The sequence below is a fragment of the Halomonas sp. SH5A2 genome (assembly GCF_014263395.1).
Taxonomy (GTDB): Bacteria; Pseudomonadota; Gammaproteobacteria; order Pseudomonadales; family Halomonadaceae; genus Vreelandella.
Map to the genome: position 1 here is coordinate 1,662,026 of NZ_CP058321.1, position 15,116 is coordinate 1,677,141.

Annotated in this window: 13 protein-coding genes; 4 read left to right on the plus strand and 9 right to left on the minus strand. The window is 56.3% G+C overall.

The window, feature by feature from the left end; translation table 11 throughout:
* Positions 1-91: 91 nt before the first annotated feature.
* On the plus strand, positions 92-589 hold the full coding sequence (locus HXW73_RS17860; protein WP_240538741.1) for a hypothetical protein: 498 nt from the start codon (positions 92-94) through the stop codon (positions 587-589).
* Positions 590-691: 102 nt separating this feature from the next.
* On the plus strand, positions 692-1,741 hold the full coding sequence (locus tag HXW73_RS07705) for a GGDEF domain-containing protein (RefSeq protein WP_186255953.1): 1,050 nt from the start codon (positions 692-694) through the stop codon (positions 1,739-1,741).
* On the opposite strand, the gene HXW73_RS07710 is transcribed toward HXW73_RS07705, so the two are convergent.
* The 6 genes from HXW73_RS07710 to HXW73_RS07735 all read right to left on the minus strand — a co-directional run bounded on the left by HXW73_RS07710 (position 1,725) and on the right by HXW73_RS07735 (position 8,553).
* Positions 1,725-2,159 (minus strand): group I truncated hemoglobin, encoded by a 435-nt coding sequence (locus HXW73_RS07710; protein ID WP_186255645.1) that lies wholly within the window; start codon positions 2,157-2,159, stop codon positions 1,725-1,727. The genes HXW73_RS07705 and HXW73_RS07710 overlap by 17 nt on opposite strands.
* Before the next feature lie 20 nt (positions 2,160-2,179).
* Complete coding sequence (locus tag HXW73_RS07715) at positions 2,180-3,040, minus strand: DUF3034 family protein (RefSeq protein WP_222105034.1); 861 nt, start codon at positions 3,038-3,040, stop codon at positions 2,180-2,182.
* 27 nt (positions 3,041-3,067) lie between these two features.
* Positions 3,068-5,395, minus strand: coding sequence for an EAL domain-containing protein (locus tag HXW73_RS07720; protein ID WP_186255646.1), 2,328 nt, complete (start codon positions 5,393-5,395; stop codon positions 3,068-3,070).
* 36 nt (positions 5,396-5,431) lie between these two features.
* Positions 5,432-6,103, minus strand: coding sequence for a carboxypeptidase regulatory-like domain-containing protein (locus HXW73_RS07725; protein ID WP_186255647.1), 672 nt, complete (start codon positions 6,101-6,103; stop codon positions 5,432-5,434).
* A 118-nt stretch (positions 6,104-6,221) separates the two neighbouring features.
* Positions 6,222-6,755 (minus strand): transglycosylase SLT domain-containing protein, encoded by a 534-nt coding sequence (locus HXW73_RS07730; protein ID WP_186255955.1) that lies wholly within the window; start codon positions 6,753-6,755, stop codon positions 6,222-6,224.
* A gap of 61 nt (positions 6,756-6,816) precedes the next feature.
* Positions 6,817-8,553 (minus strand): proline--tRNA ligase, encoded by a 1,737-nt coding sequence (locus HXW73_RS07735; protein ID WP_186255648.1) that lies wholly within the window; start codon positions 8,551-8,553, stop codon positions 6,817-6,819.
* A gap of 181 nt (positions 8,554-8,734) precedes the next feature.
* Between HXW73_RS07735 and HXW73_RS07740 the strand changes: the two genes are divergently transcribed.
* Positions 8,735-9,169, plus strand: coding sequence for a hypothetical protein (locus tag HXW73_RS07740; protein WP_186255649.1), 435 nt, complete (start codon positions 8,735-8,737; stop codon positions 9,167-9,169).
* Positions 9,170-9,327: 158 nt separating this feature from the next.
* Here the strand turns inward: HXW73_RS07740 and HXW73_RS07745 are convergent, their stop codons facing one another.
* Both HXW73_RS07745 and HXW73_RS07750 read right to left on the minus strand, forming a co-directional pair.
* Complete coding sequence (locus tag HXW73_RS07745; RefSeq protein ID WP_186255650.1) at positions 9,328-10,743, minus strand: amidase; 1,416 nt, start codon at positions 10,741-10,743, stop codon at positions 9,328-9,330.
* Positions 10,744-10,886: 143 nt separating this feature from the next.
* The gene (locus HXW73_RS07750) at positions 10,887-11,660 is read right to left on the minus strand and encodes a glycerophosphodiester phosphodiesterase family protein (protein WP_186255651.1); all 774 of its coding nucleotides are present in this window, start codon (positions 11,658-11,660) and stop codon (positions 10,887-10,889) included.
* Positions 11,661-11,800: 140 nt separating this feature from the next.
* On the opposite strand from HXW73_RS07750, the gene HXW73_RS07755 reads away from it, so the two are divergent.
* Positions 11,801-12,808, plus strand: a complete 1,008-nt coding sequence (locus tag HXW73_RS07755) for an NADPH:quinone reductase (RefSeq protein ID WP_240538743.1) — start codon at positions 11,801-11,803, stop codon at positions 12,806-12,808.
* Positions 12,809-12,882: 74 nt separating this feature from the next.
* Here HXW73_RS07755 and HXW73_RS07760 read toward each other — a convergent pair whose 3' ends face one another.
* The gene (locus tag HXW73_RS07760; RefSeq protein ID WP_186255652.1) at positions 12,883-15,081 is read right to left on the minus strand and encodes a TRAP transporter large permease subunit; all 2,199 of its coding nucleotides are present in this window, start codon (positions 15,079-15,081) and stop codon (positions 12,883-12,885) included.
* Positions 15,082-15,116 lie beyond the last annotated feature (35 nt).

Below are 15,116 nucleotides of genomic sequence, written 5' to 3' on the forward strand. Positions count from 1 at the left end.
TGTTTTTGATATGAGTGAAAACCGTTGAAAGCAAAGTAAATTTGGAAGTGGTACAGTCGGTCCCACCCTCAACTATTGAGAAGTTCACGCTATGGATGCTGCCGTTTTCAAGCGTTGTTTGCGCCGCTACCCCGCAGCTCGCTGGGCGCTAGGGGCGGGCATCGCCGCTCTTCTGGTGCCTGTTACCAGCATGGCGCAAACGCTAAGACTGATCGATGGTGACATAGTCAAGGAGGTCGATGTCGAGCAGCTTCGTCAGTCTTCAGATAGCCACTTTCAACTGTTCGATCCTTATCAGGGTGAAGATGTGGCAATGCAGGGCATGCCATTTAAAGACTTTCTCGCCCGCCACTTTGGTCGCGTGCCAGCCAAGTTGCGTTTTACTGCCTGGGACGGTTACGAGGTCACGCTAGGCGGTTGGGAAGACCCTAATTGGTATCTGGTGACGATTGAAAATGGCAAGCCGTTGACCCTGCGTTCAAGGGGGCCGCGCCTGGTCGAGCGGGAATACGGTGACCGGGACGTCAACAGCTTACGCGAGTTCAATGACTGGATCTGGATGATTCGCAGTATCGAAGCGCGTGGGTAAACCATGAAGCCAAGTCTTGATTCATCCCGTGATATTGATAGGGGCGACTCGGCCACCCGCAAGCGCCCTGTCCGATACGTCAAATGGCTATCACTCAGCCTGATGAGTTTCATGGCGCTGATGGTGTTGATCATCTACGAAGCCCGCTGGGTGTTTCCCGAAATTCAGACCTACTTCAGCCAATCGGGTAACCTGACGGGCCAGCAGTTGGCTACGCGCTCTCGGCACTATTTACAGGATGCCCAGGCCCGTCTGTTGGACGTGCCAGGGCCTGAAGACCGGGCAGCGGCGATAACCGACATCGAGTTGGCCTATGGGCTGTTCGACGTGGATGTTTACCATCAGCAATACGACTGTACGTCAGCCAGCTTACGCTTGCTGGATGAGACGGTGACAGCGCTTAAAAGCAATAGCGTGTTACCCATGGTGCTCGCTCGCGAGTTGCTCGACCCGATTGCCTGCCTTACGCGTATCGAAATGGGGCAGTTGGATCGCCGCGGGGAAGCCATCAATACATTTTCGGAGCGGACCCGTTGGCACAACCAGGTGCTTATCTATACCAGCCTGCTGATCTTCGTATTTGGTCTGCTGTTTTGGTGGCTGCATGAACGGCAATTAAGGCGTACCGAGAAAGCGACTCAGGAAACACTGCGGTGGATGGAACGTGCCATGCGCGACCCTTTAACCGGCATTGGCAACCGCAGCGCACTCCACCAGGACGTCATGCAGCAAGAACAGCAGTCGCTTGGCCTGGTATTGGTGGATATCGATTTTTTCAAACAGTATAACGACACTATGGGGCATCCGGCGGGTGATGCCCTGTTACGCCATCTTGTACTGTTAATTACCGAAGCCTTGCCTGAAGAGGCGACCCTCTATCGCATGGGCGGCGATGAATTCGCGGCGTTATTGCCTTGCGAGGATGTTGACGCGCTGGGCCGCTACTGCCAACAGCTTCACCAACAAGTGCAACAATCAGCGTTCTCTCACGCGGCCCATCCGGATAAAAAACAGGTGACGCTCAGTATCGGGGCGACCAGCTTTGTGCCGTCGCGAGTGGGTTTTCCCCAGGCCTATGAAGCAGCGGATAAAGCCCTTTATCAGGTGAAGACAGCTGGACGGGATGACTGGCGAATCATTGCCGTCGCATGACGTCGTCATATAGCGGCGCTAATCGTCCCAATAATTCGTTTTGCGCCGCCAGAGGAACACCTTCCTCCGCCATTGCGTCGGCAAGGTATTCAACCACACGATTGAAATGAGCATCGTTGATGCCCATGTGCTGGTGCGCACGATCCATGGGCGGTCCTTCGTATTGACAAGGGCCATCGCTTATATCGCATAGCTGGGTGGCGAAGGCTTCCGCAAAATGGTCGATGTTGGTGTTGGCGAAAAAGACCACGACCTCGGGGTCATCTGCCACGCGGTACAGCATGTTTTCGACCACGCTATCGATGGTCTGCATGCCGCCAAGTCGCGTATACAGCGTTGCCTTATCCGTAGGCTGGATAGCACATCCTGTTAGCAATAGTGCCATCAGCAGTGGGGTGGCGTAGCGGTGAAAGCGCATGGTGAAATTCCTTAACCCAGTCAAAAAGTTGCCTGAAGCGACGCATAAGCGCCTTTCTGCGAAGGTAGTCCGGCGATATCGCCCAACGATAACCAGGCGGCGGTAAGCGATACGTGCTTGTTGAAGAAATAAGCGCTATACAGGCTTTGCCAATCGTCTTCCCGGGCAGCGCTAAGCCGATCAGGCTTTTGCCGATATTCCATTCCCACCACCCACTTAGGTGTCACGAAGACGCCCAGGCTGCCTTCGGCAACCCATTCGCGGCCACCGTTATTGCCGCCAAACCCCAGCAATCCGCCTTGATTGGCATCGGTATTACGCAGGGTGGCATTCAGCAGCAGGTTGCGGCCTGCCACGGCGCTGAATATGAGTTTACTGGCACTCAGATAAACATCATTGCCCTGGCCGTGCTGAGCCCCCAACGCTTTGGGGATGCTGTCGTCGGCCACGTTTTTATGTTGAACGCCCGCGCTCCAGATACCCCAAGGGTGATACAACACATCGCCGAATAAGCGTACCTTGGCACCGACAATGGTTTGCTCCAGCTCGCCGCCTAATGTTTCGAGGTCCAGGGTTTGGCGTGCCACAGAGACTTCGAGGCGGTCGTAGATGTTGGCGCTGGCGGCCTTTACCGTTAAGCGATAATCATCCAGCCAGGCTCGCGAGACGGTGGCCGTTGCACCAAACTCCTGCTCACTGGCGGTGCTCGAAAGTAAGGCCCAGGGCGAGAGTCCACCGCCAGCGGCTCCTTCGATGGCGCCAACACCACCGGTACCGATAAGACGACTGCCGGCAAGGGACGAGCTGCTGATAGAAAGCCCGAGGGCAATAATAAGCGGTATCATGCCTTTCGCTATTGCCTTAGGGATCAAGATGGACATGGACATGCTCTCTCAGTAAGCACGCGGTTAATGCGTGAAGGTGAAGGTTTCGGTGTTTTTCAGCCAGGGGATGACGTCGTCACTCGGCATGGGTTTGGCGATCCAGTAGCCTTGCAGATAGTCGCAGCCCAAGTCATTAAGCAGGGCGGCGCTAGCCGCATTTTCAACCCCTTCGGCCACGATGCTCAGCCCCAGGCTGTGACCCATCTCGATCGTCGAGCGCACAATCGTCAAATCGTCTTCCTGGGAGTCGAGCTTGAGCACAAAGGACTTGTCGATCTTGAGTTCGTTAACCGGTAGTCGCTTGATCTGTGCCAGGGACGAATACCCGGTGCCATAGTCGTCTATCGCGATGGAAACACCGAGGCGGCTTAGCTCATCCAGTGTTCTGGCGGCGGCATTGATGTCCTGCATGACGGCACTTTCGGTGACCTCCAGGCTCAGTTGATCCGCGGCTAAATCATGGCGTTCCAGCAACTCGGCTAACTGCCCCGGAAGCTGAGGGTCGGTGACATCGCTGGCGGATAAATTGACAGCCACGCTGACTCGAGAGCCTTGCTGTTGCCACTGGTGGAGCTGTGAGGTTATGTGTTCAAGCATCCATTGGCTAAGCTTGCGAATATTTCCCGAGCGTTCGGCCAGGCCAATGAACTCATCCGGGGGCACAAAACCAAGCGAAGGATGCCGCCAACGCATCAGCGCTTCAAACTGGCATACCTCTCCATCACGCGTTGCCACTTTGGGTTGATAGGCCATCCAAAGCTGGTTGTTACTCACGGCATCGCGCAGATCATGAATTAGCGTCAGCTGGCGTAAGTGGCGTTCGTCCTGGCCTTCGGCATAACGCTGGTGGGCATCCGGGTGATCACGTGCCATGTCGAGAGCAATATCGGCGCGCCGGAGCAGCAGCTGGGCCTTCGCACCGTGTGCTGGATAACTCACTTCACCTGCGGCCAGTGAAAGACCGATTGACGAATTATCCAGATCGATGGGCGTTGACAGTGATGCGAGTTCACTGATTCGCCAGTTTGGCGTGGTGTAAGCTTGATTGATCAGCAGTAAGAATTCATCGCTGGCCAAGCGATAAGCGGATTGAATAGGGGATTTCAGCGCCTTCATACGGTGGGCGAGGGTAACCAGCACATGATCGCCCAGTTCGTAGCCGAACGTATCGTTGATGTTGCGAAAGTCTTTAATGGCCAGGCGAAGCAGGGTGAAGGGCTGGCCGTCCTCAATGCGGGCATTGATGTCTTCCAGGGCGCTGATGCGATTGGGCAAATCGGTCAGTAGGTCATGGCGTGACTGATGCCGCAGGATCGCTTCGCGTTCGGCAATATCGTCTTGCATCGAGCGCAGCGTTCCGGCGAGCAGCCCCGTTTCGCTTTGGGACGATTCTGCTGGTACGTCAGTAACCCGCTCGCCTTGACCAATCCGTCTGGCAACGTCAGCCAGCGCAACAAGCGGGCGGCTGATACTGCGGGCACTCCAGACAGCAATAGCGATCGTGAATAGTAATATCAGCGCCACGATAACTAATAGCTGCCACTGTAAGTCGTCGTAAGCGGCTAATAATTCGTCACGTGACAGCTGAATGAGCGCAAAGGTTTGGTTCTTCGAGTCATTATACAGTTCGCTGGCGTAGGTAAGATAACCGTCGTCCGGCGTCATCTGGCTGATTTCTGAGTACGCCTCTGCCTCAGCCGCATTATTGAACTGACTTAGCGGCTCAGCTTCCTTGCGGGAATGCGAACTGGCCAGATACGTCGGCGTCTGTTGAGGGGTGTAATTGACCACGCTGATTTCTAGGCCGGTGAGGGCATTGATTTCCTCGACAACAGCGTCGTCAATCAAAAAGCCCATGCCCACCCAGCCAATCACGTTGGGGGCATATACCGGCAGCATGACGAACTCATAGGGTTGACCGTCGGCGATCACGACGCTGAATGCAGAGCCCTGCTGCTGAGCCGTTTCAAACAGCTCGGGGAAAGGCATGGGTGTTTGTGAGGGATGGTGGCTGCTGGCCAGCAATTGGCCGTCCAGGTCACTCAGCAGCACGATGTCTGCATCCGCCCGAGTGCCGTGATTAACTAATACGGACTGTAGCGTTTCACGATCCTGTGACGCGACCGCGCTCTTAAAGCCAAAATCATCGGCCAGAATCGCCACGTTATCGCGTAGCTGATCGCCACGTCTTTCGAGCAACTGGTCAAGAACGCGGGCGCCCACTTCCAGGCGCTGGTTGCCCTTGGTCAGGGCATCTTGCTGGGTGGCGCGCAGAAACGCGAGGCCAGTGGCCAGTTGCGAGACCACCACCACGGTTAATAGCACGAGCATCAAACGGGTACGAAAGCGCATATTGTTGTTATCGGGCCCTAAAGTTGTCGCTAAGCACTAGGTGGCCTCTTTAAAACGTTGCTGTAACGGCGACAGTTTCTCGGGTGGCTTCGGCGTGGCGCGCAGTTCCAGAGGGACCGACAACTCCTCGGCTGAAGCAATCTCGCCTTCCCACCAGCGCTGCTGGCTATCGTGGAGTTGCTGATGCCACACCCTTACACGATGCTGGCCGGGTGGTAACGATGGCAGGGTGACCTGTCCTGAACTATCGGTCATGGCATAAAAAGGCGCATCGCTGACCACGATAAATGCTTGCATGTGATCATGGATATTACATCCCAGTACCACCACGCCAGGCTTATCGAAATGAACGGGCGGTGGAGTTTCGTTTAGATAAAGATTCAGATCAAATGTTTTGGCGTCTGAAAAAGAGAAGACATGGTGACGTGTTGTGTCTTCGTTGGGAAACGCTACCTGGCTATTGACAGGTATTGCCAGTACCTCGGGCTGAAAAGTCGCATCACGCTGATAAATGTTCTTTACGCTGGTATCGCGCGAGGCCGAGTGTGGAAAATAGACTTCCACCACGGCGTTGGGCAGCGGTTCGCCATGGCTGTCGGATACGCTGATACGGGTATCACTGGCAAGCGTATCAGGGCTGACACTGAGAAGAACAAGTGAGGCGGCGCCGCATAAAAGCGCCCAATACGCACGTTTGAGATACACCATAAGTTTCCTTGTTCAGCAGGGCCAGATATCGAAACACCATCATGCGAGTTTATGTCAGGAAAGTCATGCCACTGTCTTAACGTTTGGCTCACAGATATGCCTCAGGTAGGTATCAGACTTATCGCCAGTGATCACGCCAGGTACGCAGTACCCGTTCGGGATACCAGGTTTTGCCTAAACTGCCGTTGTAACGCGCCAGTGCATGGGTAAAGTCGCCCTGTTCGACGGCGAGGTAGTGGGCCAGGATAGTACAGCCATAGCGCAGGTTGCGCGTTTGGTTCGTCAAGTCATCCATCGGCAACCCCAGCTCTTCAATCCAAAACGGCATGATCTGCATGAGACCGACAGCACCCGCTGACGACACGGCCTGCGCATCGAAGCCGCTTTCCACATGAATCAAGGCCAGAACAAGCGCGGGCGGCAGCCCGGCAAGGTGTGCCTCCTGGTAGACATGGGTGAGAAGCTTGCGGCGCTCGGTTGGTGCGCTGATAAAGTCAGCCAGATGGGTGTCCATACGCTGTCGCCACTGGCGCATCAACCATTGCAGTTGGGGTGTCTGTTGACGCTGATGAGTATCCGCCAAGGTTGGGCGAAGGGACTCAGGCAATGACTCGGCCTGGGCTGGCGGGCTGATAAGGACACTGGCGGCCATACAGGCCGCCAGTGTCAGCCACGTCAGCGCCGTTGATGGGTGGGCGCGGCAGGTTGAGCGTCTATTGAGCGGTGGGGTCAAGGCCGGCCTTTTCCCGAAGGAAATCAATGATCTGCTCGGCAGGCACCATGGTGGCGTCGCTATCTCGGCGGCCTTTGTATTCGAGTTCGCCGTTGTCCAGGCTGCGGTCACCAATGACCAGGCGATGGGGTACGCCCATGAGTTCCAGGTCGGCAAATTTAACCCCGGGACGCGTGTCGCGGTCATCCAGCAACACATCCAGGCCAGCGGCACTGAGCGCTTGGTAAAGGCGCTCAGACTCTTCGCGCACGCGCTGGGACTTGTGAGCATTCATGGGGACGAGCGCAACCTGGAAAGGCGCTATGGCATTGGGCCAGATGATGCCAGCATCATCATGATTCTGCTCGATAGCCGCCGCCACCACGCGGGTAATGCCAATGCCATAGCAACCCATCCAGGGGTGGCTGGTTTTACCATTGTCGCCGAGCACGGTGGCGTTCATGGCATGTGAGTATTTTTGGCCTAGCTGAAAGACGTGGCCTACCTCGATACCGCGCTTGATCGACAGCGTACCTTGTCCGTCTGGTGAGGGGTCGCCGTCAACCACATTGCGCAGATCGGCAATCTCGGGCAAGGGGGTGTCCCGCTCCCAGTTGATACCGAAATAGTGTTTGTCATCAGTATTGGCGCCGGCACCAAAGTCGCTCATCAGTGCCACGCTGCGGTCGATGATGATGGGCAGCTCAAGGCCTACCGGACCAAGCGACCCAGGGCCTGCGCCAACCACTGCGCGAATTTCTTCCTCGCTGGCCATGGTCAATGGTGTCGCCACCTGGGGGTGGTTCTCCGCCTTAACTTCGTTCAGTTCGTGGTCACCTCGCACCAGTAGGGCGATGAGTTGGCCATCGGCACCTTTGACGATCAGCGTTTTGATGGTTTTCTCGATAGGCAGGCCAAACTTCTTGACCAGTGCTGCGATGGTTTTGGTGTCTGGTGTGTCGACCAGGCGCATTTCTTCCTTGGGGGCTTCGCGGGTGGCGTCGCTACCCAGCGGTGCTGGTAGGGCCTCGGCTTTCTCCATGTTGGCGGCATAGTCTGAGGTATCGGAGAACACGATATCGTCCTCGCCCGAGTCGGCCAGGACGTGAAACTCATGCGACCCCGTACCACCAATTGAACCGTTGTCGGCAATCACCGGGCGGAAGTCGAGGCCCAAACGGGTGAAGATGCGCGAATAGGCATCGTACATGCCTTGGTAAGACTCCTTGAGAGACGCCTCATCCAGATGGAAGGAATAAGCATCTTTCATGATGAATTCCCGCGAGCGCATGACCCCAAAACGCGGACGAATCTCGTCGCGGAACTTGGTCTGAATCTGGTAGAAGTTAATCGGCAGCTGTTTGTAGCTGGCGATTTCTTTACGCACCAAGTCTGTGATGACCTCCTCGTGGGTGGGGCCAACGCAATAATCGCGGGCGTGGCGGTCTTTCAAGCGTAAAAGCTCAGGACCGTACTCTTCCCAGCGTCCAGATTCCTGCCAGAGCTCGGCGGGTTGAACCGCGGGCATCAATACCTCCTGGGCGCCGGCGCGGTTCATTTCCTCGCGCACGATGGTTTCCACTTTACGCAGCGTGCGTAAGCCCAGTGGTAGCCAGGTATAAAGGCCTGAGGTGAGGCGGCGGATCATGCCCGCGCGCAGCATGAGCTGGTGGCTGATCACCTCGGCGTCGGCCGGGGTTTCTTTCAAGGTGGCAATGAGTAGTTGGCTGGCGCGCATGGGCGAGAGCATTCCTTGTTGATGGGGTGGACCCGTTATCGTTCGTTAAGACATTGTACGGCCAAGCGGTTAAGGCGGCAAAATTGCGCTGGTAAGACCCGCGCTGACTTATCCGTTCGGTGTGCTAAACTCAGCGGGTTTTAACCCTATATACAATTGATTATTAACGGGGAGACCCTGCATGCAACGCACAGTTAAACAGTGGTTGAAGAGGGCCGTCATAGGCGCGGCGGTTGTCGCCATTAGCGGTTGCGGGACGCTTTTTCACCCGGAAAGAAAAGGTCAGTTGGGTGGCGATATTGACCCTGCCGTGGCAGTGGCTAATGGCGTTGGGCTGCTGTTCTTTATTGTCCCAGGCGTGATTGCCTACGCCGTGGATTTCTCTAATGGCACGATCTACCTACCCAGCCGGACAAACAGCGATATCGAGATGCAGTCGCTGGGTGACGACATGGATATAGCATCGCTGGAAAAGGTGCTGTCTGAGCAGACAGGGCAGCCGGTGACGCTGAAGAACGAATTGGTCAAGGTTGAAGAAGTGGATAGCCTCGAAGAGGCGCTGGCGATGGTGCGCATGTCGGGCGTTATGGATGGCGAGCGCTTATCGGCAATGTAAGCATGTTCCCCGCGTTTCCTGGCGACAACATTGCGTTAAACACTTTCGCGAGATAGGGCGCTTTTGATCATCATCCGGGCGTTATGACGTAATTAGCAGATTGCCATTGAGCGCTACAGCGCACAATGGCAATGGACATGCAACCAATGACGCCCGGTTCAAGCGTATTGAGAGGGGTTAGGGACGGTGGGGAAACGCGGCGGGTGTGCTTCCATGAAGGCATGGCAGGCGCGAAGTACCCGCACGTCGTCAAACTTGCCGCCGGACAGTTGAAAACTTACCGGCAGACCGTTGTCAGTAAAACCGCAGGGAACCGAGGCGGAAGGTTGCTGGCTGAGGTTGAAGGGGTAAGAGAATGGTGCCCACTCTTCCCAATCGCGCATACCGCTTCCCGGCGGCACTTCCTGGTTGATTTCAAACGGCATGACGGCCACTGCTGGAGTCATGATCAGGTGATACTGCTGATTGAAATGCTCGAGCCGCCGAGTCAGTGTTGCCCGGTCTGACAGCGCCCTAAAAAGATCGAGGGCACTCCACGCTTCGGCTTTGCGGGCATTGGCTACCATGCCAGAGTCCAGTTGCTCACGTTGGGCTTGATCCATTTGCCGCCATTGATCAAGGGAGGCGGTGAACCAGATCTTGCGGAAAGTATCCAGCGGTGATGAGAAGCCCGGGTCCACTTCGATGATTTCAGCACCCAATGCCTGCATTTTATGGGCGGCTTCTTTCACTCGGCTGGCAATCTGCGGATCGACATTCGCGTAACCCAGATCGGCAGAGTAACCAATGCGTAGCCCCTCGAGACTTTTACCCAAATCACTTCCCCAACAGTCGGGCTGACCTCTGGTTGCGTAGGGGTCGCGGTAATCGTAGCGTCCCATCACGTTCAGCATGCTGACCGCATCGCGCACCGAACGAGTTAATGGCCCCAGGTGTGAAAGCGTCGGCTCTTTAGCTGGAGGCCACTGGGGAGTCCAACCAAAGGTAGGCTTGAAGCCAAATACGCCGGTAAAAGCGGCGGGAATGCGAATTGAGCCGCCCGAATCGCCGCCCTGGTGAAGCACACCCATGTTAAGGGCGGCCGCAGCCGCTGCGCCACCCGATGACCCGCCAGGCGTCAGGCGGGTATCCCAGGGGTTACAGGTGGCGCCAAAAACCCGATTATCGGTGACGGCTTTCCAGCCAAATTCAGGGGTGTTGGTCTTGCCGAGGAAAATTGCGCCGGCTTCGCGGAGCAGTCGCGTAGGCGGCGCATCGGTATCGCAGAGCGCCGTCGAGGTCGTCAATGACCCCGCACGGCAGGGCATTCCCGCCACTTCGGTCAAGTCCTTCATTGACACCGGAATACCATCAATGGGGCTCAGCGGCTTACCCTGTCCCCAGCGACGAGCCGAGGCTCTAGCAGCCTCTTCAGCGCCTTCGGTATCAACATATACATAGGCGTTAACAGACGCGTTAAAACGGTCAATGCGATCCAGAGCGGCACGGGTGGCTTCAAGGGGGGATGCCTTTCGCGACTCGAAGAGCTGCTTGAGCGTTTGCGCATCTAAGGTACCGAGGTCCGTATCACTCATTTCACTCTCCCTGTTAATGGTCGTGTACAGAAGCGATTCAACGGGCTTGCAAGGTTACTTCCTGAGCCATAAGCCCGATCCCTGACTCATAAGCGTAGGCAAGCAAGGCAGGCTTGCCAACCAGGGTGGCTAATGGCCCAGCCTTATTGAGGCAAGCCTAACGCCGCGTTGGTCGATAAATAGCGCTGAAACCGCTCCGGTTCGTCGGTAATCGCGCTGGCAGCCCCCCAAGCCCATAGCGGGTGGAACGCATGGGGATCGTTAGGGGTATAGCAGAGCAGTGCGTAGCCTGCCTGCTGAACCGCATCAGCTTGAGCGCGCTTCAGGCGTGACCAGTGAGCATGGACGCTTAAGGCGTCGACTTCTTGGCATTGGGTTTGCCAGTCTTTTGGCAGGCGATTGAACAACATCCCCAGCGCCAGATTATCCGGCTTGGCAAATTTGCGGCTATGGCGCAGCGCCAGGCTATCAAACGATGACAGCACCAACCGTTCCGGGGCCAGCGCTTCCAGCACTTCGGGCAAGACACGCTCTACCAGTGCGATAGGGTCGTGGCCGCGATTGACCTTGAGCTCAAGATTGACCCCCATTTCCAGCTCGTTGAGCAGCGCTAGCATGGCGTCCAGGCGCGGCATCTTCTCGCCTGCAAAGTCATGGCCAAACCAGCGGCCCACATCCAGCGTTTGCGATTGCGGCCAGGTCATGCGGCGCAGTCTACCGCGTCCGTCTGAACAGCGTACGACATCTGCATCGTGCCAAATTACCGGCGTACCATCGCCGAGTAGCTGGACGTCGAGTTCGACCCAGGTTATACCCGCGCGATGGGCGGCGCGCACCGCCGCAAGGGTGTTTTCCGGGGCTGCGGCGGAGTAGCCGCGGTGGGCGATTAACGTGGGCAGTGAAATAGCAGGGTGCATTAGCAATGTTCCGGTAGCCGTCGGCGATCAACAAACGTGAGTCTAGCATGGGCGTTGTGACAACCGCGTTGCGCTACTGGGCCGTTAGCGTTAGCTTGCTAGCTGAGTCTGACCTTCATCCTATAAAAAAGGAGCTTTCTGTGTCTCAAGAACATTTGTCTCAACAACAGGCGTCTCAACGGATTCAATTTGCCCACACAGGTGGTTCCGAGGTGCTTGAACTGGTTGAAGTGACGCTGGCGGCGCCAGCCAAGGGCGAAGTCCGTATTGCCAACAAGGCGATCGGCCTTAACTTTATCGATATCTATTTTCGGACCGGGCTTTATCCAGCGCCTTCCATGCCCTCCGGCTTGGGCACCGAGGGCGCGGGTATTGTTGATGCGGTGGGCGAAGGCGTGACTCACTTGAAAGAAGGTGACCGTGTTGCCTACGCGCAAGGCCCCTTGGGCGCCTACGCTGAGCTGCATACTCTGCCCGCATCAAAAGTGGTCAAGCTGCCTGACTTTATCGATTTTGAAACGGCGGCGGCCAGCATGCTGAAAGGCTTGACCGTGCAGTATTTGTTTCGCCAAACCTATGAACTCAAAGGGGGCGAAACAATTTTGTTTCATGCCGCCGCCGGTGGCGTCGGTTCAATTGCCTGCCAGTGGGCCAAGGCACTGGGCGTTAAACTGATCGGTACGGTGAGTTCAAAAGAGAAGGCGGATCAGGCCATGGCCAACGGTGCCTGGGCCACCATTAATTACACCGAAGAAGACGTGGTCGAGCGCGTGCGCGAACTCACCAATGGCGAGATGTGCGACGTGGTGTACGACTCGGTGGGTAAAGACACCTGGGAGATGTCGCTGGACTGCCTCAAACCACGCTCGTTAATGGTCAGTTTTGGCAACGCCTCCGGCCCTGTTGACGGCGTTAATATCGGTATCCTCAATCAGAAAGGCGCCTTGTTTGTTACCCGTCCAAGCCTGAACGGCTATGCCGACACGCGCGAGCGTCTCGAGATGATGTGCGAGGACTTCTTTACCATGCTGGAAAGCGGCAAGATTAAAATTGATGTGGCTAATCGCTACCCGCTTAAAGACGTTGGTAAAGCGCAGGACGCGCTGCAAAGCCGCAAGACCACTGGCTCTACGGTGTTATTGCCCTAACGTTTTCCTGCTCCAAGACGAAAACCGCCCTCGGTTAGCGAGGGCGGTAGATAAGGGTGGATGGTTAAGTGTGGCTAGCCGTAGGCCAGGTTAGGTAGCCAGGTGACCAGCGCCGGAAAGAGGATCACCAGCAGTAGCCCCAGTGCCTGGATGCCGAGGAAGGGGAAAGAGGAACGGAAAATCTGACCCATCGTGATATGCGGCGGACAGACCCCCTTGATGTAGAACAGCGCATAGCCGAAAGGCGGGCTGAGAAACGACATCTGCATGTTGACCAGATAGATCACCCCAAACCACAGCGATACGTCAGTCGCGTCGACACCAGGCAGTCCAAATACGCCATCAAAGGTCATTCCCTTGATCAGCGGCACGAAGATAGGCACTGCCAGCAGCAGAATGCCGACCCAGTCGAGGAACATGCCCAGCGCCACCAACAGCACCATCATCAGCATCAGCACCGCATAGGGGCCAAGGCCCGCACCGGAGATCAACTCCTGCACGAAGGTCTGACCGCCCTGCAGAATATAGAAGCCGACGAAAATACTGGCACCGAAGATAATCCACATCACCATGGCCGAGGCCACCAGCGTTGTCATGCAAGCGGCGTGCAGGTTGGGCCAGGTCAGGCGCTTGTGCATGGCGGCGACCACCAGCGCACCGAAGGTACCGATGCCAGCGGCCTCTACCGGAGTGGCGATACCGGTAAAGATGATGCCCAGTACGAGTATCACCAGAACGATGGGTGCCAGCATGTTGCGCAACAGGCGTAGCTTCTCTTTCATGTCAACCCGGTCTTCGACCGGCATCGGCGGGGCCATCTTGATGTTAAGGGTGCCGCGTAGCCAACAGTAGAAGCCGTACATAAAGGCCAGTAGCAAGCCAGGAATCAACGAGCCAAGGTAGAGTTCACCTACCGACTGCTGGGCAATGACGCCATAAATGATCGCCAGAATCGAGGGCGGGATAAGGATACCCAGGGTGCCGCCGGCCATGATCGAGCCGATGGCAATTTCCGGATCATAGTTGCGCTTGAGCATCGCCGGGAGGGCAATCAGGCCCATGGTCACCACCGCTGCGCCAATCACGCCGACCATCGCCGCGAGAAGCGTTGAGGCAATAATCGTGGCAATGGCTAAACCTGCCTTGAGGCCGCCCATCCATTTGTAGACGACGTCGAATAGCTCTTCAATGATCCCGGCTTTCTCCAGTACCGACGCCATGAAGATGAACAGCGGAATGGCCGACAGCTGGTAGTTGGTCATCATGGGGAAAATGCGCGACGGCATCAGGTTGAGCATGTCCTGGGTGCCGACTAGGTAGAGAAAGCAAACCCCCAGACCGCCAGTGACGAAAGCTAGCGGAAGACCCGCCACCAAGACCACCATCAGGGTGCCGAACATCACCAGCGTCAGGCCGCCGATGCCCACATTGTTCAGCGCCCCTTCAAGGCTGCCCGCCAGGCTTTCGTAATCGGTTGTGGCGATGTTGACCATCTCGAAGCCAGTCCAAATCGCCAGAATCACGCCAATTGCCACAAGCACGGTGGAAAACGTGCGACTGTCGATACGTTCCTGCCGATGATGCCGGTAGGACTGGAAATCACGAATTAGTTGGGCAATCCCTTGCAGCAACAACAGCAGTGCCCCAAAGAACAGCATGAATTTCACCGGATAAAACTGGATCGCCCATTCGGTAAAGGAAGTCTCGTTGGCATAGCTTGAACCGAAGAAAAAACGGTCGCTCACCGCTTGAGAAAAGAACTTCCAGCCGGTGACCAGTAGCGCGATGGTGAAGATGAAAAAGAAGATCGAGGTCAGCAGGTCCAACGCTGCCCTGTTGATGGGCTTGGCTCGCGAGTAAAGGATATCCACCCGCACATGGCCACCTTCACGTAGCGCGAAGGCCCCAGCGATCAGGTACTGCATGCCGAACATCAAGGTCATTGATTCATGCGCCCAGTTGGTCGGCGAATTGAAGGCATAGCGCATTAACACTTCGTAGGCGAAAACGAAGGGGGCAATTAGCGCCCAATAGGCTACATAGCGACCAAAAAAACCGGAAATGCGGTCGATAACTGCAGTGAAGAGGTTACCGGGTGGCTGATAGGCGACCTCGACAGCCTCACCAGCGGGTATCTCGGCGGTATCGCCGCCGCTGACAGTGGCACCGCGACGAAAACTGCGGTCAACCAGCCACATGACCAGTAGCGGTAGTAAGAACAGCACCGACCAGTAAAGCCAGTGCGGTAAAATGAAATTGATCTCAAAATTCATGGACACTCCTCCGCTGAGCCATCACCACTCGGCGA